Genomic DNA, 20,179 nt, shown 5'->3' on the forward strand with positions numbered 1-20,179 from the left:
GTTTCGAAGAGCATTTAAGTGATGAAAAATTATCTTACGGAATAGAATTTAGAAAAACGAAATCTCAAGAGATAAGTATAGCCAGTGTTGCACCTGGGAGTCCTGCATGGAAAAGCAATCAACTTCACGAAGGGGATATCCTTCTAAAATTAGAACATGAAGGCAAGGAAAATGAGAATTTTGAATGCACTTCTCTTAGCTCCCTGGCCGAAATGTTACAATCTTTTTCCGCTGAGAAAAAAACAAAATTCACGTTTAAGAAAACAAATGGAGAAACCATAGAAGTTGAACTCGAAAAGGGGGATATACAAGTCAGTGACAACATCATTTCTTCCTATATACTTGATGGTGAAGAAAAAATTGGATACATCTACCTTCCCTCCTTCTACACCAATGACGATTTTTATTTTTTACCCAACGGTTGTGCCAATGATTTAGCCAAAGAATTATTGCAGTTAAAACGCGAGGGTATTGAAGGATTAGTTCTCGATTTAAGAGACAATGGTGGAGGATCATTACTCGAAGCCATTCGATTAGTGGGTAGCTTTATCAATTTTGGAGGTGTCACCATTATTGACGAAAGAGCCGATGAAAGATATACTTTAAAAGATCCGAGCAGAGGTTATATTTTTGAAAAACCTTTGGTGATTATGATTAACCAATTCAGTGCCTCGGCTTCAGAATTGTTTGCTGCAGCAATGCAAGATCAAAACCGCGGGGTAGTTGTAGGATGCACGAGCTTCGGTAAATCAACCATGCAAAATATCCTCCCTCTTGAGAGAAGCGGTGAATATTTGGAAAATCATTTTGTGAAGGTTACTACAGGAGCATTTTACCGCATCGATGGAAACACACATCAAAACAAAGGCGTGGTGCCAGATGTTGTAATCCCCCACCCTTTCCAAAACATTCCTATTAGTGAAAAGCACAATTCGAATTCACTTTATTTTGATACCATTTCCAAAAAGACGTACTACTACCCCGGTACACCTATCGAGAGCTCATCCCTTCAGGCCCTGAGTAGCGAACGCATTGCAAGAGACAGCAATTTCATACAAGTCCAACACTATAATCAAAAAGTTCAACAACGCTTTAAAGGACTTACTATTTCTTGTAATTACGAGGATTTTGTGCACTACTATTACTCCGATGATACATGGGAAGGAGACACCGTAAAAGTTGTTTACACGGCAGACAGGCCCAATTATTTTAAAGACAATCTCTACACTGCTAAGGCAGATGAAATTATTGCCAATTCATTAGAAGGAATTAAAGATGATATCTTCATCAACGAAGCGTATCAAATACTTATAGATCTTATAAATCAAACACAAAACAAATGAAACATCTAAAAATGCTTTGTACACTTTCTTGTGCAATGCTCTTTGCTTTTACAAGCTACAGTCAATCTTCAGTTGAATACATGAACAGTATTCTTGAACCTATCGCTGAATTAAAAACAGAAACGTGGAAATACATGAAAGCCATTACCAAAGGTAAAGGTGCGCGTAAAGTTGAAAACAAACGTTTAGAGTTAATCACAGGATTAAAAAATGCGAAACGTCAAGTAGCTAAGATTTCTGATTTCGAGGGAGACGATGCTTTCCGTGCTGAAGCAGAAGAGTACTTAGGAATGAGTATTACTGTATTAGAAGAAGATTTCGGTAAAATCTTGGACATGGAAGACATTGCTGAGCAATCTTATGACTTAATGGAAGCGTATTTGTTGGCCAAAGAAAAAGCCAATGATAAATTACAACAGGCAGGTGATGAGCTAGATGCAGCGCAAAGAACCTTTGCAGAAGCTCACAACATAACATTGATTGATGCGGAAGACGATAAGACTACTGAAAAAATTAAAAAAGCGGGCAAAGCCCTTACTTACTACAATGAAATTTATTTAATTTTCTTCAAGTGCTACAAACAAGAGGCTTATGTTATGGAGGCGCAAAGTAGACAAGATGTAATGGCTATGGAGCAAAATATTAACACCTTAAAATCTGATGCCGAAGCAGGACTTGAAAAATTAGCTGCATTAGAAGCTTTTGATGGTGACAAAACATTAATTTCTGCGTGTAAAGAAGCTTTAGAGTTTTACTTAGATGAAGCTGAAAACACTTTCCCTACCATGTTGAACTTCTACTTGTCACAAGACAACATGAACAAAGCAAAGGAGACTTTTGAAAACACAAAAAAGAAAGACAGAACACAGAAGATAGTTGACAAATACAATGATGCAGTTAAGGCATACAACGAAGCTGTGGGTGAATTCAATGGTGTAAATGATGCCGCGAATGATAGAAGAGGAGATACCTTGAAAAACTGGAACAAAAGTGTAGATAAGTTCTTCTCCAATCACGCGTAATCTAAACCCATAAATTTGGCGTAGGTATAACTAGAAATGGTCATTTTAATTGCCCATTCCCCTTTTTCATACTAATTCTTAAAAAGATGATTAATTTTGGGGATTGAATCAGACTTTAGTACAATGATTAAAACGGATATAATTATTATAGGTGCAGGTCCAGTTGGACTTTTTGCCATCTTCGAAGCAGGACTTTTAAAGTTAAAATGTCACTTAATAGATTCATTGCCACAAGCAGGTGGACAGTGTTCTGAGATTTACCCTAAAAAACCGATTTACGACATCCCAGGATTTCCATCGGTATTAGCGGGAGATTTAGTAGACAACTTGATGGAACAAGCAGCTCCTTTTAAACCTGGATTTACACTAGGTGAGGCAGCTGAGAAAATTGAAAAGCAAGAAGATGGTTCTTTCATTGTAACGACTTCTAAAGGTACACAACACCACGCTCCTATCGTAATGATAGCAGGAGGTTTAGGAGTATTCGAACCACGTAAACCACCAGTAGAAAACTTGGCAGATTACGAAGACAAAGGAGTTGAATACATCATTAAAGATCCTGAATTCTACAGAGGTAAACGTTGTGTTATTGCAGGTGGAGGAGATTCAGCATTAGACTGGTCTATCTTCTTGGCTGAAAAAAACATTGCTTCAGAAGTTGCTTTAGTTCACCGTAGAAGTTCTTTCAGAGGTCACTTAGATTCAGTTCAAAAAGTTATGGACTTGGCTGAACAAGGTAAAATCAAATTGATTACTGAAGCTGAAGTTGTAGGTTTAGAAGGTGATGGTAAGGTTGAAAATGTTACCATCAAGCACAAAACTGAAGGTGAAATCAAAATGGATACAGATCACTTCATTCCATTATTCGGTTTAAAACCATCTTTAGGACCTATCGCTGATTGGGGATTAGAAATAGAAAAGAATGCCATCAAAGTAGACACAAGAGATTACTCTACAAACATTGAAGGTATTTACGCTATCGGTGACGTGAACACTTACGAAGGTAAATTGAAATTGATCTTATGTGGTTTCCACGAAGGTACAATCGCTTTACAATCGGCATTTGCACGTATCCACCCAGACAAGAAGAATGTATTAAAGTATACTACAGTAAACGGAGTTCAAGGATTCTAAAAACTTGTATACTTGTTAATAAAACTAAAGTCGACTCATTTTGGGTCGACTTTTTTTTGAACCTAATCCCAACTCAGGTGTACCGTTAGAAAACACCGCATATGAAAATAATTGCTCAACTTATTATAGCCCTATTACTGTTCTTCTATACACAGGTAAGTTTCGGTCAGAACAACGAACCTTATGACGACAGTTTAACCTTTTACAATTTTGGTTTGCCAGCTGTCCATCAATTCCACATCAAAGATAGTATTGCCAACAGCATGGGCTTTAATTATAGATATGTTGCAGGGTGCGTACTTCGTCCCGGACAAATGGAAGAAATCCAAGAACACAACAAGGCTGTTCGCAAAAGATTAATGCTTTTATTAGGTCCAAACTGGGAAGAAGAGTTCAACGAAAAATACGCCGAAGCGATGAAAGAAGATGAATAACTTATCTAATAGACATAGAGATTCTAGATAATCTATATACTTCAAAGCACACCAACAATTTTGAATTGTGGCTTTTAAATTTTGAAATGAATTTGGCTGCCTTATCGCGTTTTCCGCTATAGTCCTTAGTTGTTGGTTGTTTCAAAGTCGGCGCAAACCAAGCTTCACGGGGGTCGCTTTCCTTGCTTGCTTTTCAAACATCCAACACCCTCCGGGCTGCCGCTACAACCACGGGCAGGATTAATTCTTCTTACGCTTCCTCCAATTAAAATCTCTATCGTTAATCAATACAAAACGCAAAGAAATATACAATTGATTGGTATTCGTAAAACTATCCGATCGGGTTAAAAACATATACCCCGTCTGTAAATGCAAGGGTAAAAACTTATAACCTATTGCCGGACCAATACCAAAACGTGTTTCATCAAAATTACTTCGGAGAGCAATACTTCCACCATAGGTCAAATTCAACCTCCCCTTTTTAAACCAATAGCCTGCAGAATAACCCAAGACGTTTTCCTTAAAATTGTAATCAAACCCCATGTTCACGCCATGCGTCTTTGGTTTGACTAATTTCACCTGTTTAAATTGCATTTCTGCACCTAATTCCAAATGTCTGTAGCGACCTTGTTGAATTCCTATGTAAGGTCCAGATTTACGAACAGAGAGCAAAGGTTTCTTGTTTTTTTGCTCAAACAATTTCCTATCCTGACCGAAGGTCAAGCTCATTGTACTCAACAGAAACAACAATAATAAACTATTCTTCATCCCGCTTTAATTTATCCTTCAACTCATCTATACTCACCCCTAAAGAATCTGCCTTTTCTTTTAAATCCAACGCGTCGTTCACCGTATCGTTAAATTCTTCTAAAACAGACTTTTTCTCCTCTACATTGTTCTTTAGCCAAATTCTGCTGTCTTCTACTGCCGGTATGGTAACTAATGCCACTTGCTTCATCGGTTCGTAGAACTTTGATTCTTCCTTTTGTTCCCTTGGAACAAAATTCCCTCGTTCGTCGTAAGTTTCAACCAGTATGATTAGTATACTCAAAGTGTATACCATTTTTATAAGAGAAAGTAATACTCCTAAAAGCTTGTTCACGGGAGATAAGTTCACCAACTCTACCATTTTTTCAAGCATTCTTCCTGCAAAATAAATCAGAGCTCCCACCACTAAAAAAGTAAGTGTAAAAGCAACTACAGGTAAGTATTTATCTTCCATCTCTATACTTCCGTTGATTTTCTCTGCTGTAAAATCAGAAAAATGTATTCCCGCGTAAATCCCTACAAGTAAAGCCAACAACGTGAATAACTCTACAATGAGACCTTTTTTAAATCCCTTCCAAGCTGCATAAGCCAAGGGCACAAGGAGAAGTATATCTATGGTATTCATGACCATAAAAGTATAAGGGATATGTATTTAATTTACCTTCAATCAAGGTAGTTGCTAACAGCAGACTAGGGATTACCTAGTTCTTGCAGTTGCAAGGTGGATCAAATTTCACCTCTACATCTTTCAATAAAGAGGTCCATTTTTCTACAAATTGCTTGTTAAAAGTTTGTCCGCGCAAATCTACATATGTCAACCGACCATTAAATTTAGCAAACTCTTCAGGCAGTGTGGTAAGCATACAATCGTACAAATCCAACACTGTTAAATGCTGCAAAGAACAAATTCCAGGATTTAAATAATCCAAGCTGTTTTTCGCCAAACTCAAATATTTAAGTTCTTCCAATAAGTTTATTACTGGCGGACAAATTGTAAAATCATTTTTAAAAAGATCCAACAACTCTAAGGTCTTAAACTCTTTAAAAAATACAGGAAGTTGGGTCAACTTATTTTTACTAAGATCAAGTGCTTTAAGGTTTTTAAACCTTTGAAGTTCTGAGGGTAAACTATCTAGTTTAGATTTAGAAAAATCGATGGCATAAACTGTATCTGGATGCGCACTTAAGGCTTCTTCCCACGAGATGAATTGATAATTTTCTTTTGCTTGATCAAACTGTGCGTTTAGACTAGTAATTATGCTCAAGAATAGTATGCCTAACCAAAACCTCATCCTTTTCTATTTGTTTTTTTAATGCATCCAAAGATTCAAACTTCTCTTCGTTTCGTATACGTTTCAAGAAAGTTAATTTCAATTCTTGTCCGTACAAATCACCTTTAAAATCTAAAATATGAACCTCAACAGAAAGATGATTTTCATTATCCACAGTAGGTCGAGTACCAATGTTTAGCATACCATAAAAATCACTACCACTTTCTAGCGTAACTTTTACAGCGTAGACACCTTGTGCAGGTATCAACTTCATACTTCCATCCACATCCAGATTTGCTGTTGGGTAATTAATAGACCTTCCTATTTCATTCCCTCTAATCACCTTTCCTGAAAGTGTAAACGGTGCTCCCAGAAATTTATTGGCTGTGTAAATATCTCCTTCTAATAAGGCACGCCTAATTTTGGTACTACTTACGTTAACTTCTTCTATATCCTGAGCAGCTATTTCCCTTACATCAAAATCATAAATAGGTGCCAAATCCTTTAAGAGTTCTAATGTTCCCTCTCTGTTCTTACCAAATTGATGATCATATCCAATCACCATCATCTTGGCCTGTAGTTTAGCGACCAAATAATCGCGCACGAATTCTGTTGCTGTTAAACGAGAAAACTCTTTAGTAAAAGGAAAAACAACAACGTTCTGTAATCCTACTTCCTTAAGCTTGTTTAACTTTTCAATTTGGGTTTGAATAAGCTTTATACCGTGAGAGTCTGGAAAGAGTACCATGCGAGGATGGGGATAAAAAGTAAAAAGCACAGATTCTCCTCCTATTTTCTTTGCCTCCTCATTCAATTGCTGAATAATTTTCTGGTGACCAATATGCACACCGTCAAATGTACCTATGGTTATAACAGGGTTAGGAATTTGCTCAAAATTTTCGAATCCTTTAATTATCCTCACGCTCGCTTCAATTTGCTTCAAATATACAGTTTTTCGTTGCCCTGTATGATGATAATTGTGTATTTTTATTAATAATGTCTTAGCTTATTATTATATGCTTGCATAGTATATAATTCTTTATTATATTTAGCTGACTCAGAACGAGTATTAAAACTAATTTATAGAACTTTAAATAAAATTATAACCCAATGTCAAACACTATTAAAGGCGGAGAATTCATCATCCGCGATACCAAACCCGAAGAAATTTTCACACCTGAAGAATGGACAGAGGAGCAACAAATGATTGCCAGTTTGTGTGATGATTTCATTGCTCAACATGTTACTCCGAATTTAGATAGGATAGATAAAATGGAAGAGGGTCTTATGGTTGACATCTTAAACAAGGCCGGTGAACTTGGATTATTGGGGATGTCTGTACCTACAGATTTATCTGGAATGGGAGTAGATTTTAAAACCTCTTTATTGGCCACAGAATACCTTGGTAAAGGTCATTCGTTCTCTGTGGCATTTGGAGCACATACAGGAATTGGAACCCTTCCTTTACTTTACTACGGTAACGAAGAGCAAAAACAAAAATACATACCAAAATTAGCCTCTGGAGAATGGAAAGCCGCGTACTGTTTAACAGAACCGAGTTCAGGGTCAGATGCGAACTCAGGTAAAACGAAAGCGGTATTATCAGAAGACGGTAAACACTACATTTTAAACGGACAAAAAATGTGGATTACCAACGGTGGTTTTGCTGACTTCTTCACTGTTTTTGCGAAAATAGACGACGATAAAAAATTGACAGCCTTCTTGGTAGAAGGTAACTCAGAAGGAATTACATTAAATCCTGAAGAGAAGAAAATGGGTATCAAAGGTTCTTCTACACGTCAAGTATTCTTTAATGATGTAAAAGTACCTGTAGAGAATTTACTTTCTGAAAGAGAAAATGGATTCAAAATAGCGCTAAACATTTTGAACATAGGTAGAATTAAATTGGCAGCGGGAGTTTTAGGAGGATCGAAGCAGTCTTCTACAGATTCTATCACATACGCCAATGAAAGAGAGCAGTTTGGTAGACCGATTTCTAAATATGGAGCAATTCGCCATAAAATCGCAGAGCAAATCATCAAGACCTATGTTTTAGAAAGTGCTATGTATAGAGCCGGACAAAACATTGATGATGCCATTGCAGATTTAGTGGCGGGTGGTATGGATAAAGGTCAGGCCACCTTAAAAGGAATAGAACAGTTTGCAGCTGAATGTGCCATGTTAAAGGTCGCAGGATCGGAATGTTTAGATTATGTGACCGACGAGGCCGTGCAAATTTACGGTGGAATGGGATACTCAGCAGAGTCTCCAGTAGAAAGAGCCTACAGAGACGCACGTATCAATAGAATATTTGAAGGAACCAACGAAATCAACCGTATGCTAACGGTAGATATGATATTGAAAAAAGCTTTAAAAGGAGAACTAGATTTAATGGGACCAGCACAGGCGGTGGCCGGAGAATTAATGAGTATTCCTGATTTTGGAGATACACCAGAGGGTCCATTAGGAAAAGAAGAAGGATACCTAAAAAACTTCAAAAAAGTATTGTTGATGGTTGCTGGTTCTGCCGTTCAAAAATTGATGCAGACTTTATCTAAAGAACAAGAAGTATTGATGAACATCGCAGACATTGCCATCGCAGTTTACCAAGCTGAAAGTGTTATGTTGCGCGTACAGAAGAAAATTGCAAAAGATGGTGAAGAAGCTTCTGCCAATGAAATCGCCATTGCAAAAACATATTTCTACGATGCTGCAGATGCTATCAATAAATTCGGTAAAGATGCCATAAACAGTTTCGCCGAAGGAGACGAAGGAAGAATGATGTTGGTCGGATTAAAACGATTTACTAAAGTGGATCCTTTCAATGCAAAAGAAGCAAGACAATTAATCGCCCAAACAGCGATAGAGAAAAATGCATACCCTCTTTAATCTGAACGGATAGTGGGAAATCATAAAACAGCTACCAATTAGGGTGGCTGTTTTTTTTGCGCGATTTCTAAGAACAGAAAATAAAAAAGGCTACCTCAAACGAGATAGCCTTTTCAATTTTATAGAGATGTATACTCTTACATTGTTTCAGTTTCCGTTGCTGGAGCTTCTTCAGCAGTTGCAGCTTCTAAAGCAATTCCATCTGCGTAAAAAGTCATTCCGTATTTTGGACCCGTTACTTGAGCAGCAGCTTCGTCGTGAGACATTCCACCATCTTCTAACAAGTGAATTTGATCATCAACAGAAGTTGTGTCTTGTTTTGCAGTTCCAGTTAAGTAAGCTATAGTTCCCATTTCCGTAGTTGTAGGAATTGTAAAGTGGTCTACAAAACGTACCATGAAATCTTCTCCTTCAGCTGGGTGCTTAACTTTTACCCAACATCCCATTTTAGTACAAACTCCTGTTAACTCTCCTTTGAAAGTTGCAGCCATTTCTGTTTGTCCTTCGAACTGAGTTAACAACTCCTCTGTAGAAATTGCTTCTTCTTTGTTTACAGCAACCGCTCCAAACTCAGTTTTGTTTTCGTCCATTTCAGAGTGCTCGTGACCTGTGTGATCTTCACCTTCATGGTTCTCGTGTCCTTCGTGGTTTTCAACTCCTTCTGCTGGAGTAGTAGTTTCTTCTGCGTTGTTTCCACATGATGCCAATAATGCAGCAGCTGTGAAAGCCATAAGTACTTTTTTCATAATCTTTTTTGTATCGGTTAACAAATATAGAAAACTGTGCCGAAAACTTAACAGTTCTACCCTATAATTTACTATTGTTTTTATGTCTGTCTTTGTCGCGTATCGTTTTCTTTTCCATATTCTTAGCTATTGCTTCAGTCAAATCAACACCTGTTTGATTTGCAATACAAGTCAATACGAAAAGAACATCTGCTAACTCGTCTCCAAGGTCTTTTCCTTTATCACTCTCCTTCTCACTTTGTTCTCCATACCTTCTGGCCATAATTCGAGCAACCTCTCCTACTTCTTCCATCAACATGGCCGTATTGGTTAACTCATCAAAGTACCTTACCCCTATATCCTTGATCCAAGTATCGACTTCTTCCTGGTATTTTTTAATTTCCATTACTCTTTATTTTTAGAATCCATGGTAATAGTAACTGGTCCATCATTACACAAGCTAACCTGCATATTGGCTCCAAATTCACCTTGTTCCACTTGATCTATTTCTAAATTCAATAAACGTATAAATTCCTGATACATCTTTTGAGCAAAGTCAGGTTTTCCAGCTTTAATGAAACTCGGTCTATTTCCCTTTTTTGTAGAAGCATGAAGAGTAAACTGACTAATGGCCAAGACTCCACCGTCGACTTCCTTTATCGATAAATTCATCTTCCCGTCTTCGTCAGAGAAAATACGCATACCTATTAATTTCTTCACACACCACGATAAATCTTCCATGGTGTCCGCATCCTCAATTCCAATCAACACCAAAAGTCCCTGACCTATTTCCCCAATTACTTGTTGGTTAACCTCAACCTTTGCATTGGAAACACGTTGAATTACTAACCTCATCCAAAAATGCTTTTTCTAAAATGATCGTCTTCGTCGTCGTTAATTAAACTTAAGTAATTGATATATCTTGATTCTGCAATCTCACCATTTTCAACAGCTTCCTTTACGGCACATTGAGGTTCATTTTGATGCAAGCAGTTGTTGAATTTACAATGATTCAATCGCTCTCTCATCTCTGGAAAATAATGAGAAATATGTTCCTTTTCTAGTTCAACTATTCCAAAGGCACGAATACCTGGTGTATCGATGATAAAACCTCCCGATTTCAATGGGTGCATTTCTGCGAAAGTGGTTGTGTGTTGACCCTGAAGGTGAGTAGCACTAATTTCATTGGTCTTTATATCTAAATTATCATCTAATGCATTTACCAAAGTACTTTTCCCTACTCCAGAATGTCCAGCAATCATAACTTGTTTACCCGCAATCTCATCGCGTAAAAACTGAACATTATCCTCTTTAAGCGCTGAGATTTTTTGACAGGTATATCCTATTTTCTCGTACTTCTCTATCATGGCATCCACCAAAGGCAAGTGCTCCTCAAAGTACATATCCATTTTGTTAAATAACAGGGTAACCGGAATTCGAAAAGATTCTGCAGAAACCAAAAACCTGTCTATGAAAGCCAAATGCGTTTCAGGTGCTACCAAAGTCACTAACAAATATGCTCTGTCAACATTCGATGCAAGAATATGCTTCTGTTTCGAAAGGTTGATGGATTTACGAACAATATAATTATGACGAGGCATTACATCCTTAATCACTCCTTGATTGAGCTCCTTATCGCTCACATCAAATTCCACCTCATCGCCCACTGCAACAGGGTTGGTTGTTTTTAAACCTTGCAACCTAATCTTACCTCTTATTCTACACGAATACAAAGTGTCTTCATGCAACACACTATAAAGCTTCCCGGTAGATTTTAATACTTTCCCTATCAAATTGTCTAATTAACGTTAATGTGTTGTAAAAATAGTAAAGTTGAATGGTTTAGATTGCCTTGAAACCTTATCTTCGTTCCCAAACGCGTAAATTATGTCGATTACGGTAAAACATCTTACAAAGTATTACGGACAGCAAACCGCTGTTAACAATATTTCATTCCAAGCAAAAAAAGGAGAAATCCTTGGGTTCTTAGGTCCTAACGGAGCGGGTAAATCTACCACTATGAAAATCATAACAGGATTTATTCCAGCGAGCGAAGGTCACGTAGAAGTTTGTGGTTTAGATGTAAATGAACACCCCATAGAAATACGTAAAAAGATTGGATACCTTCCAGAACATAACCCTTTGTACCTCGACATGTACGTAAAGGAATATTTGAGTTTTGTGGCCAAAATCTACAAAGTCAAAAATGTAAAGGAGCGCGTAGCTGAAATGATACAAAAAGTTGGACTCGAAAAAGAACAACACAAAAGAATTGGAGCTTTATCTAAAGGATATAGACAACGTGTTGGATTAGCTCAAGCTATTATTCATGATCCAGAAGTTTTAATCTTAGATGAACCCACATCTGGTTTAGATCCGAACCAATTGGTTGATATTAGAGCATTAATCAAAAAAATTGGAGAGGAAAAAACGGTAATGCTTTCTACGCACATTATGCAAGAGGTTGAAGCCATTTGTGATAAAGTAATCATCATTAAAAATGGAGATCTGGTAGCAAACAATACCGCTGCCGAACTACAAAACCAAACAGAGGAAGTTGTAATATATGTTGAATTTGAAGGTGATATTTCTCGCAATCAATTGAAGACAATAGAAAATGTTTCTCGTGTTGAAAAAATTAGTAATTCAGCCTTTCTTTTAAGTGGGAATAAACAAAATGACTTAAGAAAAAATATTGCTTCTTTTGCCCAAAAGAATGAATTACTCATTCTTACGATGAAAGTTGAAGAAAAGAGTTTAGAAGAGGTATTTAAAGCCCTCACTAAATAAAAAAAGCGCTAACATCTCCATGTTAACGCTATACTAAAAATAAACTCATGATTACAACTGGTCTCCACCAATTGTCTTCACGACTAACACAACGGAACCATTTTACGTACCGTTGGAAAAAAGTCAAAAAAAACCAGAAGAACACCTTCTGGTTTTTTTTCGATTGATTAGAAATGAGTTTAAATAATCGTCAAGTCACTTGCTTCTACGGCTATAATAGCTTGTCGAATACCTTTTTTGTTTTTGTAAAAACGAGACACCATTCGCCCTTGAACACCAAGCGGTCTACTCTTGTAACCGAGCTCTTGAATCAAGCGTGCTAGCCTTCCTGTAGCCACTATATTATGCCAATTACTCATCCTCAAAGTTTTGCCCTCTTCATCGAGATACGGCTCGTTAGTCCTTAAGCTAAAAGTTGCTTTAATCCTTCCATTTTCCTCAGAAAATCTAGGTTCATTCGAAATCTGTCCAATCAGATTCACGTGGTTGATGTTTTGAAGTTCCATCTTCTTAATTTTTAGGGGTTTGATTTTCTTTATTATCCTTCAACACAACAAAACTCTGTAATTCTACTTGTGTGTTGTAGTGTTTCTCTCCATTCTTATCGGTGTAATCATTGTTCACCAACTTACCTTCGAGCGCTATTTCTACTCCTTTAAGTAATCTACCTTCGCAAAGACTCGCTGAACCTCCCCAGGCAACCACCCTGTGCCATGTTGTATTCGTTACCCATTCACCACTTTTATTGCGGTAATTTTCGTTGGTCGCGATAGTAAACTTTGCCATTTTTCTTCCTTCTTTGAATTCACGCATCTCTGGGTCAACTCCTAATCTTCCGATTAATTTTACACTGTTTCTTAAATTGTTCATGATTGAAAAGTTTTAGTAAATAATTTGTTAAGTTTTGTCTTGCGTTGATCCTTCAATCACATCGACACCACAAAGATTTATAAGATTCTTATCTAGATTCGGTTAATAAATAATTGTAGTCGATTATTAGTCGTTTGTAATTGCGTAAATACGTTTACGACACTAGAAATTAAGAGAAAGAAGAATTTTCAGTTGCTACTAAAAATTCAACCCAGAATAATTAAAGGACCATCCTTTTTCCTTCTTGATTATTTCTATTTTTGAAGCCTATCATTTTTTTCGCAAAAACATGACAAAAATTCAATTGACACTAACGCTGATCTTCTTCTTTACTTTCTCTACTTGGGCATGTAAAAAGGATAGTATTCCTCGTAAAATTAGAACATCAATTCCTGCTTTAACGCAATACCTTACGGCAGACAAGCAAGGTGACTTAGAAAAAGTGGAAGCTGTTTATAGTTGGATTACGCACAACATTGCCTACGACTATGATAAGTTAGAAAGTGGAAAAATGTTGGTAGGTGTTGACCCCACAAGCACCTTAAAATCTCGTGAAGCTATTTGTTCAGGGTATGTAGAACTCATGCGTGCCATGTTACAAGAAATCAACATTAAAAGCGAAACCGTTTCTGGATACATCAAAGATTCACACTGGTCTGTAGGTGATACTTTATTCGAAGAATCACATGCTTGGATTGCCTTCAGAATTAATGGAGAATGGCATTTAGCGGATCCAACCTGGGATGCCGGTTATATCGGAAGAATACCAAAAAAAGACTTTAGAGAAAGAAAATATATTCAGCACAGTTTCAAATCAGAAAAAAGAGAAACACGCGTATTAGATAGAAGAGAAAAGCGCAAAGAAAAAAGATATGCAGCATGGGAAGAAAAAGATGAATACACCAATAAAACTGGTTTCGTTTATCAGCCAACTACAGATTATTTCATGATTCATCCTGATACCTTTTTATTATCTCATCTTCCCACCTACCCCATCTGGCAATTGCGCAATGAACCAATTACCTTATTGGAGTTTACCCAAAATGAGAAAAATTTAAAAAAATCAATTGCTCAAAAAAGCAATAACAAATTTAATCCAACAGCGAATAACGCGTTTATCCGAGAAAACTTTTTAGATCAACTCATCATCAATGGAGAAAAAGGTCAGCCCTTTAATACCTATAACCCAGGAATTAAGTTATTGAATTATTTCAATTACTTAAACCTCGTTACCCGAAAAGATTTACAGCGTGTTGCGAGAGGTACTACATATTCTATCACACCTTCTAAATATCCCGATTTATTAGCGAAAACGGATACGGTAAGCGAGTACTTAAAAGCATACAAGAAATTTGAAAAGGCCTACTACAAGAAAAACAAAACTATAGATAAGGACGAATATAAAATTGCGCAGTCTAACAATAAAGATCTTTTTAAGAATACAGAAAAGCTCCTTGAAAAACATGAAGATTTCATTGATGACATCAAGGATAACTCAGAAAAAATAGAGGGGCAAAACGAAAAATACACAACGCTTATCAACAAAATTGCACAATCTTATCCAAAGGCAATAGACTATGAAGCCATGGCCAGTTTTGACACCACCGTTGTTCAACATTGGATGGACTCTATTGCAGTGTTACGTTCTCAAATGGATGAGATTATGGATACCCTAAATGCACGCCGCAAAAACACATGTGTAAAGCGCTATATCTATAGTTTAAGTTACAGTAACCGTGCGCTAATGGTAAACCAAAGCTTAATTCCTTACAACAATTACTCAACCAGTGCAACCATCAACGAAATTGATAGTATCGCAATTGCCGAAACAGCATATATGCTCAACTTAATTAACGACAGTGTAGAAACTGAACTTATTGACAGAGAAATATATACGCTAATTAAAGCCATGGAAATGATTACCAAAAAGGCAAAATTAGAATTCAGGGAACTAAAGGCACAAAGTAAAATTGATTACCCTTTCCGTTATGAAACTTTCTTGAATGCACTATTGTACGAAGAAATTAAAAGAGCTGTTCGCTTCAATAACTCTTCGCTTAACTTTAATACTAACGTTATTAAAGCACTTAAAAACTACAGTTATTTACCCAAAGAAATTCATCAATTAGCAGATGAACAAGAAAACCTTAAAGAAGACAAATTCAAGTTCAATTCTAATTTAACGGAGAAAGATCACGAGCGAACAGAAGACCTGATGAAATTGATTGAGAAAAAAGTAGAAACTTGGGAGAAAAAATACGACACGGAAAAATAGTATGCTGGCAGAAGACGAATATTTCGAAACCATAGATTTTAGAAAAGATGGATTAACCTTTAAAACGTACGACAATTGTACGTTTAAACAGTGTAACTTCTCAGAAGTTAACCTATCCAATGTTGATTTTTTAGATTGCGAATTTATGGATTGCGAAATGAGCAATGCCATCATCGGTAATACCGCTTTTAAAAATGTACGCTTCAATAATTGTAAGATGTTGGGGCTACAATTCGAATACGCCAATCCCTTTTTATTACAACTTGCATTTAAAGGGTGTAAACTTGATTTTTCCAATTTTCAAGAACTCAATTTACCTTCTTGCAACTTTTTAGATTCTTCATTACAAGGAGTTGAATTTACAGGGGCAAAACTCGAAAAAGCGAATTTCTCAGGATCAAATTTAGATGGAGCGGTGTTTGTGAACACAACCCTAAATAAAGCAGATTTCTCTCGTGCCTACAATTTCACCATACATCCAGAAAGAAACAAATTAAATCACGCTATATTTGCCCAAGAAGGTTTGAGCGGATTAGTAGCTCACCTCAAAATTAAAATCAAATAGAATGGCAGCAAACCCAAATAAATTTAGACCCTACATTTACCTTATTGCAGGTGTATTGTTAACAATCATGGTAATCATCCGCATTATGGATAAAGAGGCAACATTAGATGCTTTCGATTACATGCAAATGGTAGTTGGACCTTTGGCTACAGTTTTGGGTATTGTGATGTTAAAGAAGAGCAAAGAAAACTAGAATATTATGTCAGAAATTAATTGGAAAACCGTTAAGGAATACGACGATATCACCTACAAAAAATTCAATGGTGTTGCACGTATCGCTTTTAATCGACCAAACGTTCGTAATGCGTTTAGACCTAAAACTACCAGCGAATTATTAGATGCTTTTAGAGATGCTCACGAAGATACTTCTATTGGGGTAGTTTTACTTTCTTCAGAAGGACCTTCTACAAAAGATGGGAAATACTCTTTCTGTTCGGGTGGAGATCAAGCAGCGCGTGGTCACCAAGGTTATGTTGGTGAAGACGGTTACCATAGATTGAACATCTTAGAAGTGCAACGTTTAATTCGTTTCATGCCTAAGGCGGTTATCGCCGTGGTAAACGGTTGGGCTGTTGGTGGTGGTCACTCACTACACGTGGTGTGTGATTTAACATTAGCTTCTAAAGAACACGCAATTTTCAAGCAAACAGATGCCGATGTAACTTCTTTCGATGGTGGTTATGGTTCTGCTTACTTGGCGAAAATGGTTGGACAAAAGAAGGCCAGAGAGATCTTCTTCTTAGGTCGTAACTACTCTGCACAAGAGGCTTTCGAAATGGGAATGGTAAATGCCGTAATCCCTCACGATGAGTTAGAAGACACTGCTTACCAATGGGCACAAGAAATTTTAGACAAGTCACCTACCTCTATCAAAATGTTGAAGTTTGCCATGAACTTAACAGACGATGGTATGGTGGGACAGCAAGTTTTTGCCGGTGAAGCTACACGTTTAGCCTACATGACAGATGAAGCAAAAGAAGGTAGAGACGCATTCTTAGAAAAGCGTAAACCAGATTTTAGAAAAATTAAATGGATTCCTTAACTAGGAGTTTTTAGAATATCATACAATCCTCAAGTGCACGCTTGGGGATTTTTTTGCTCTTATCTTTTTGATTTTTTAATTCAGAATTTCCGCCGGCTGCCTTAACGGGCTAATGCTACTACTCCTCTCCCCTAAAAGTTTTCAAGTAAAGTTCTAGGCAAAGCTTCTAAGGTCGCTTTCCCTCCCCCAACTTTCAATACTTTTCGTCCCTGTGGGGTATCCGCGTATATCCCTGGCAGATTATATTGAAAACTCACCTCGTGGATAATTCAGGATAAAATAAACAAACCTGATTGTTCCGCTTTTTGTCTCAAAAAGTCAAGTTGATTTTCCGCTAAGTAATAAAGATGACTTGTCCAATCATAACCTTCCAAGTATACAATTCCCAAATCAAGAAAAACAAGTCCAAACCTATTGCCTGTAAGAGACGACATTTCATCATACTTGCATCTTTTCAAGATTTCACACCTATCCTCTAGTCTATAAAAATGTAAACGATAATGTCTTTTGTACCTCCACGAATAAACTTCAGATTGTTCACTTAACGCCTTAATAAAGGACTCAAACTTATTTCTGCGCAGCTTTAATTCTGTTTTATTATGATCAACGTAAATCATTGGAATACATTCCTCAATAGTTCACCAATGGTCAAAAACACTAATGCTTACTTTGTGGTAGAAACCTTTAGATAAAAGTGCTTCATCATCTACCAATAATTCCTTTAAATCCGGAAGTTTGTCTTTAAAGGTCTTTATTTCTTCAGAGGTTAAGTTCTTCATAATTAGTAGTAATAAAAAAGGCTCCTACAACGAGGAACCTTTAATATCTGTGGGTATTTCACATACCGGTATGGGTTTCATTTTGTGCAAATTGGCCCTGTGGAATTTGTTATAAATTTCAAGTACTTCTTTATGACGTTCATCTAATTCAGAACCATCACCTTCATAGCCCATGGCCCATTCTAGTTCGGGATAGCTCGCACCGATTTGTTCTTCGTCGCTTCTTCCATCTTCCCACAAACCATCAGTAGGCTTGGCTTCGAGTATAGAATCAACAACGCCTAATTCTCTCGCTATATCAAATACTTCTGTTTTTACCAGGTCGGCAATTGGAGATAAATCTACTCCTCCATCACCGTATTTAGTAAAGAAACCAACTCCAAAGTCTTCTACTTTGTTTCCTGTTCCTGCTACCAATAAACCATCGGCTTGACCCAATGCATAAAGGGTTGTCATGCGCAACCTAGCTCGTGTATTGGCCATCGCTAAGAAGTTCTCTAAGACATGTTTTGGTAAAGCTTTTTCGATAGCGGCGAAACTATCTGTTAATTCTATATCTATGCTTCTAACATTATCAAACTTTGCTTCCAAATCTTTGATATGTTCCATAGCCCTGCTGTACTCCGCCTTGGTTTGACGAATAGGCATACTTACCAATAAAACATCCAACTCCGTTAAAGCACATAAAGTTGAAGTTAAGGCAGAATCTATACCTCCAGAAATTCCAACAATAAATCCCTTCACTCCCGCTCCATTGGCATAATCTTGTAACCAATGAACGATATAATCTACCACCTTCTGCTTATCCAAAACTTCTCCCTTCTTTGATTAAAATAAGATACTTACTTTCAACATTAACTGACGTTGTTTTGCATCAAAACTTCTAAAGCTTAATGTATTGTCAACCTCATTTTGGTTGAATAATGATTTGTTTTTATCATCACTACCAAATACTGCATCTCCTTTAAACATTGGTGTAAATCCGTGGTAGTAAGACAATTCTCCCACTAAACTTACGTTACCAGAAAACTTCCATTCAACTCCTCCTGATAACCCTAAAGCTCCTTGATAAAAGTTGATTTCGTCTTGTGGTTCCATGTCTTCTTTGGTCATAACATCTTCTCCTGTAGGAATTAATTTTCCTTGAGGATTCAATTCATATTCCATTCCCGTATCGTTAGAACGGTTTGAAATAGCAAAACTGTTTCTAACCCCTGCTCTACCGAAGTAACGTGTATAACCGTAATATTTTGTATTGAAGGTCAACATGGTTGGAATGGTTAAAAATACAGGCTTATGCTGTCTTTCATCCAACCTAAAGATTCCATCATAACTCGTATTTCCATCTATGGTTCCATCCTCACCAATAAAATTCTTGCTCTGATAAATTGTTCTATCCTTATACATGTAAAACATCTCTGGCTCATTATCCCCCGTGTTTACAGTATATCTAAATTGTTGAATATCGAAAATCAATCCTGAACTAAATGACAGGTAATCCGCAAACATGTAATGCACATTCACACCCACTCCAAAGTTATTTCCTACGCCTGGCGAGCTAATAAGGTTGGTTTCTGATTGGTTCAATAATATTCCTTCGCTTAACGAAATACCGGCTTGTAATTTCTTTACTTCAGCTTCTTGTGACATAGCGCAAAATCCCAAGAATACGGCGGCAATGGTAAATATCTTTTTCATACTTTTGACAAGTTAGTTATATGCAATAATAATCATAATTTTAATGAGAATCAAAAGCAAAATTCTGGGTACCGCTCTTTTTATAAGCCTTGCTACTGCTTGTACAAGCGATAGATTAAAGGTGGATGTTTCGGATCAACAAGTAGATATTCACTACCTTAACATAGATGAACAAATAAGTGGTAAGTCCGCCCAAGAACTCAATGATATTCATCGAAAACTTACGCAAGAATTAACAGATTTATACCAATATGAATTGAGCTTCAACCTCCGTCAAATTGGTCAGAATCAAACACCTAATGATACAGCCATAGGAGAGAAGCTTTATTATTTCTACCAACAAGAATTCATTCAAAAACTAGAAAAAGAGAAAGCGCAAGCTTTTGATATTCCGCTTCTTGAAAATAAAATCAAAGAAGGCTTTAAACACGTAAAGTACCATTTCCCGGATGCTCCTCTTCCTACAGAACTGATATGGATGAATAATCTATTTGCTAAAGTTCATGCTTCAGACAGTGCAATTTCTGTTGGACTAGAATTCTATTTAGGAGAAGACAACGAAATGATTAAAAAC

23 protein-coding genes and 1 pseudogene are annotated in these 20,179 nt (G+C 36.9%); 11 read left to right on the forward strand and 13 right to left on the reverse strand.

Annotation, left to right across the window (positions count from 1 at the left end; translation table 11 throughout):
• The 4 genes from R3333_RS03640 to R3333_RS03655 form a co-directional block, all read left to right on the forward strand.
• A partial coding sequence (locus tag R3333_RS03640) for a S41 family peptidase (protein WP_318957285.1) occupies positions 1 to 1,343 on the forward strand: 1,343 nt, incomplete at its 5' end.
• Complete coding sequence (locus tag R3333_RS03645) at positions 1,340 to 2,365, forward strand: LIC11966 family surface protein (RefSeq protein WP_318957286.1); 1,026 nt, start codon at positions 1,340 to 1,342, stop codon at positions 2,363 to 2,365. The genes R3333_RS03640 and R3333_RS03645, both read left to right, overlap by 4 nt.
• A gap of 123 nt (positions 2,366 to 2,488) precedes the next feature.
• Positions 2,489 to 3,499, forward strand: a complete 1,011-nt coding sequence (locus tag R3333_RS03650; RefSeq protein WP_318957287.1) for an NAD(P)/FAD-dependent oxidoreductase — start codon at positions 2,489 to 2,491, stop codon at positions 3,497 to 3,499.
• A gap of 101 nt (positions 3,500 to 3,600) precedes the next feature.
• A complete protein-coding gene (locus R3333_RS03655) occupies positions 3,601 to 3,933 on the forward strand; it encodes a hypothetical protein (protein WP_318957289.1) in 333 nt (110 codons plus the stop codon).
• Positions 3,934 to 4,173: 240 nt separating this feature from the next.
• Here R3333_RS03655 and R3333_RS03660 read toward each other — a convergent pair whose 3' ends face one another.
• From R3333_RS03660 to R3333_RS03675, 4 genes are all read right to left on the reverse strand, one after another.
• Positions 4,174 to 4,701: a hypothetical protein gene (locus tag R3333_RS03660; RefSeq protein ID WP_318957290.1), complete on the reverse strand. Its 528-nt coding sequence runs from the start codon at positions 4,699 to 4,701 to the stop codon at positions 4,174 to 4,176.
• Complete coding sequence (locus R3333_RS03665) at positions 4,691 to 5,326, reverse strand: CvpA family protein (protein ID WP_318957291.1); 636 nt, start codon at positions 5,324 to 5,326, stop codon at positions 4,691 to 4,693. Before R3333_RS03665 ends, R3333_RS03660 begins: the two co-directional genes overlap by 11 nt.
• A gap of 76 nt (positions 5,327 to 5,402) precedes the next feature.
• The gene (locus tag R3333_RS03670) at positions 5,403 to 5,993 is read right to left on the reverse strand and encodes a hypothetical protein (protein ID WP_318957292.1); all 591 of its coding nucleotides are present in this window, start codon (positions 5,991 to 5,993) and stop codon (positions 5,403 to 5,405) included.
• The gene (locus R3333_RS03675; RefSeq protein WP_318957294.1) at positions 5,950 to 6,894 is read right to left on the reverse strand and encodes a bifunctional riboflavin kinase/FAD synthetase; all 945 of its coding nucleotides are present in this window, start codon (positions 6,892 to 6,894) and stop codon (positions 5,950 to 5,952) included. Before R3333_RS03675 ends, R3333_RS03670 begins: the two co-directional genes overlap by 44 nt.
• Positions 6,895 to 7,082: 188 nt before the next feature.
• Between R3333_RS03675 and R3333_RS03680 the strand changes: the two genes are divergently transcribed.
• On the forward strand, positions 7,083 to 8,861 hold the full coding sequence (locus R3333_RS03680) for an acyl-CoA dehydrogenase family protein (protein WP_318957295.1): 1,779 nt from the start codon (positions 7,083 to 7,085) through the stop codon (positions 8,859 to 8,861).
• A 137-nt stretch (positions 8,862 to 8,998) separates the two neighbouring features.
• On the opposite strand, the gene R3333_RS03685 is transcribed toward R3333_RS03680, so the two are convergent.
• The 4 genes from R3333_RS03685 to rsgA form a co-directional block, all read right to left on the reverse strand.
• A complete protein-coding gene (locus tag R3333_RS03685; protein WP_318957296.1) occupies positions 8,999 to 9,607 on the reverse strand; it encodes a DUF4920 domain-containing protein in 609 nt (202 codons plus the stop codon).
• Between the two features lie 61 nt (positions 9,608 to 9,668).
• Positions 9,669 to 9,992, reverse strand: coding sequence for a nucleotide pyrophosphohydrolase (locus tag R3333_RS03690; RefSeq protein WP_318957297.1), 324 nt, complete (start codon positions 9,990 to 9,992; stop codon positions 9,669 to 9,671).
• Complete coding sequence (gene dtd / locus R3333_RS03695) at positions 9,992 to 10,441, reverse strand: D-aminoacyl-tRNA deacylase (RefSeq protein ID WP_318957298.1); 450 nt, start codon at positions 10,439 to 10,441, stop codon at positions 9,992 to 9,994. Before dtd ends, R3333_RS03690 begins: the two co-directional genes overlap by 1 nt.
• Complete coding sequence (gene rsgA / locus R3333_RS03700; protein WP_318957300.1) at positions 10,438 to 11,379, reverse strand: ribosome small subunit-dependent GTPase A; 942 nt, start codon at positions 11,377 to 11,379, stop codon at positions 10,438 to 10,440. Before rsgA ends, dtd begins: the two co-directional genes overlap by 4 nt.
• Positions 11,380 to 11,473: 94 nt before the next feature.
• On the opposite strand from rsgA, the gene gldA reads away from it, so the two are divergent.
• Positions 11,474 to 12,376 carry a gliding motility-associated ABC transporter ATP-binding subunit GldA gene (gldA, locus tag R3333_RS03705; protein ID WP_318957302.1) on the forward strand — a complete coding sequence of 301 codons (903 nt, stop codon included), beginning with the start codon at positions 11,474 to 11,476 and terminating at the stop codon, positions 12,374 to 12,376.
• A gap of 179 nt (positions 12,377 to 12,555) precedes the next feature.
• Here the strand turns inward: gldA and R3333_RS03710 are convergent, their stop codons facing one another.
• Positions 12,556 to 12,882, reverse strand: coding sequence for a single-stranded DNA-binding protein (locus R3333_RS03710; protein WP_318957304.1), 327 nt, complete (start codon positions 12,880 to 12,882; stop codon positions 12,556 to 12,558).
• A 4-nt stretch (positions 12,883 to 12,886) separates the two neighbouring features.
• Positions 12,887 to 13,246, reverse strand: a complete 360-nt coding sequence (locus tag R3333_RS03715; protein ID WP_318957306.1) for a single-stranded DNA-binding protein — start codon at positions 13,244 to 13,246, stop codon at positions 12,887 to 12,889.
• Positions 13,247 to 13,535: 289 nt separating this feature from the next.
• Between R3333_RS03715 and R3333_RS03720 the strand changes: the two genes are divergently transcribed.
• Genes R3333_RS03720 through R3333_RS03735 form a run of 4 tightly spaced genes read left to right on the forward strand, consistent with a single transcriptional unit; the run spans position 13,536 to position 17,128 of the window.
• Positions 13,536 to 15,521, forward strand: coding sequence for a transglutaminase domain-containing protein (locus R3333_RS03720; protein WP_318957307.1), 1,986 nt, complete (start codon positions 13,536 to 13,538; stop codon positions 15,519 to 15,521).
• A 1-nt stretch (position 15,522) separates the two neighbouring features.
• Positions 15,523 to 16,086, forward strand: a complete 564-nt coding sequence (locus R3333_RS03725) for a pentapeptide repeat-containing protein (RefSeq protein WP_318957309.1) — start codon at positions 15,523 to 15,525, stop codon at positions 16,084 to 16,086.
• Position 16,087: 1 nt separating this feature from the next.
• Positions 16,088 to 16,279, forward strand: a complete 192-nt coding sequence (locus R3333_RS03730; protein WP_318957311.1) for a hypothetical protein — start codon at positions 16,088 to 16,090, stop codon at positions 16,277 to 16,279.
• A 6-nt stretch (positions 16,280 to 16,285) separates the two neighbouring features.
• On the forward strand, positions 16,286 to 17,128 hold the full coding sequence (locus R3333_RS03735) for a 1,4-dihydroxy-2-naphthoyl-CoA synthase (protein WP_318957313.1): 843 nt from the start codon (positions 16,286 to 16,288) through the stop codon (positions 17,126 to 17,128).
• A gap of 638 nt (positions 17,129 to 17,766) precedes the next feature.
• Here the strand turns inward: R3333_RS03735 and R3333_RS03740 are convergent.
• From R3333_RS03740 to R3333_RS03750, 3 genes are read right to left on the reverse strand one after another with little or no spacing between them, the layout of a single operon-like run.
• Positions 17,767 to 17,907, reverse strand: coding sequence for a hypothetical protein (locus tag R3333_RS03740; protein WP_318957314.1), 141 nt, complete (start codon positions 17,905 to 17,907; stop codon positions 17,767 to 17,769).
• A 24-nt stretch (positions 17,908 to 17,931) separates the two neighbouring features.
• The gene (gene nadE / locus R3333_RS03745; protein WP_318957315.1) at positions 17,932 to 18,717 is read right to left on the reverse strand and encodes an NAD(+) synthase; all 786 of its coding nucleotides are present in this window, start codon (positions 18,715 to 18,717) and stop codon (positions 17,932 to 17,934) included.
• Positions 18,718 to 18,735: 18 nt separating this feature from the next.
• Positions 18,736 to 19,605, reverse strand: coding sequence for an outer membrane beta-barrel protein (locus R3333_RS03750; protein ID WP_318957316.1), 870 nt, complete (start codon positions 19,603 to 19,605; stop codon positions 18,736 to 18,738).
• A 43-nt stretch (positions 19,606 to 19,648) separates the two neighbouring features.
• On the opposite strand from R3333_RS03750, the pseudogene R3333_RS03755 reads away from it, so the two are divergent.
• Positions 19,649 to 20,179: pseudogene (locus tag R3333_RS03755) on the forward strand (hypothetical protein); the annotation flags it as partial.

It is taken from the genome of Lishizhenia sp. (assembly GCF_033720595.1).
Taxonomy (GTDB): domain Bacteria; phylum Bacteroidota; class Bacteroidia; order Flavobacteriales_D; family Crocinitomicaceae; genus Lishizhenia.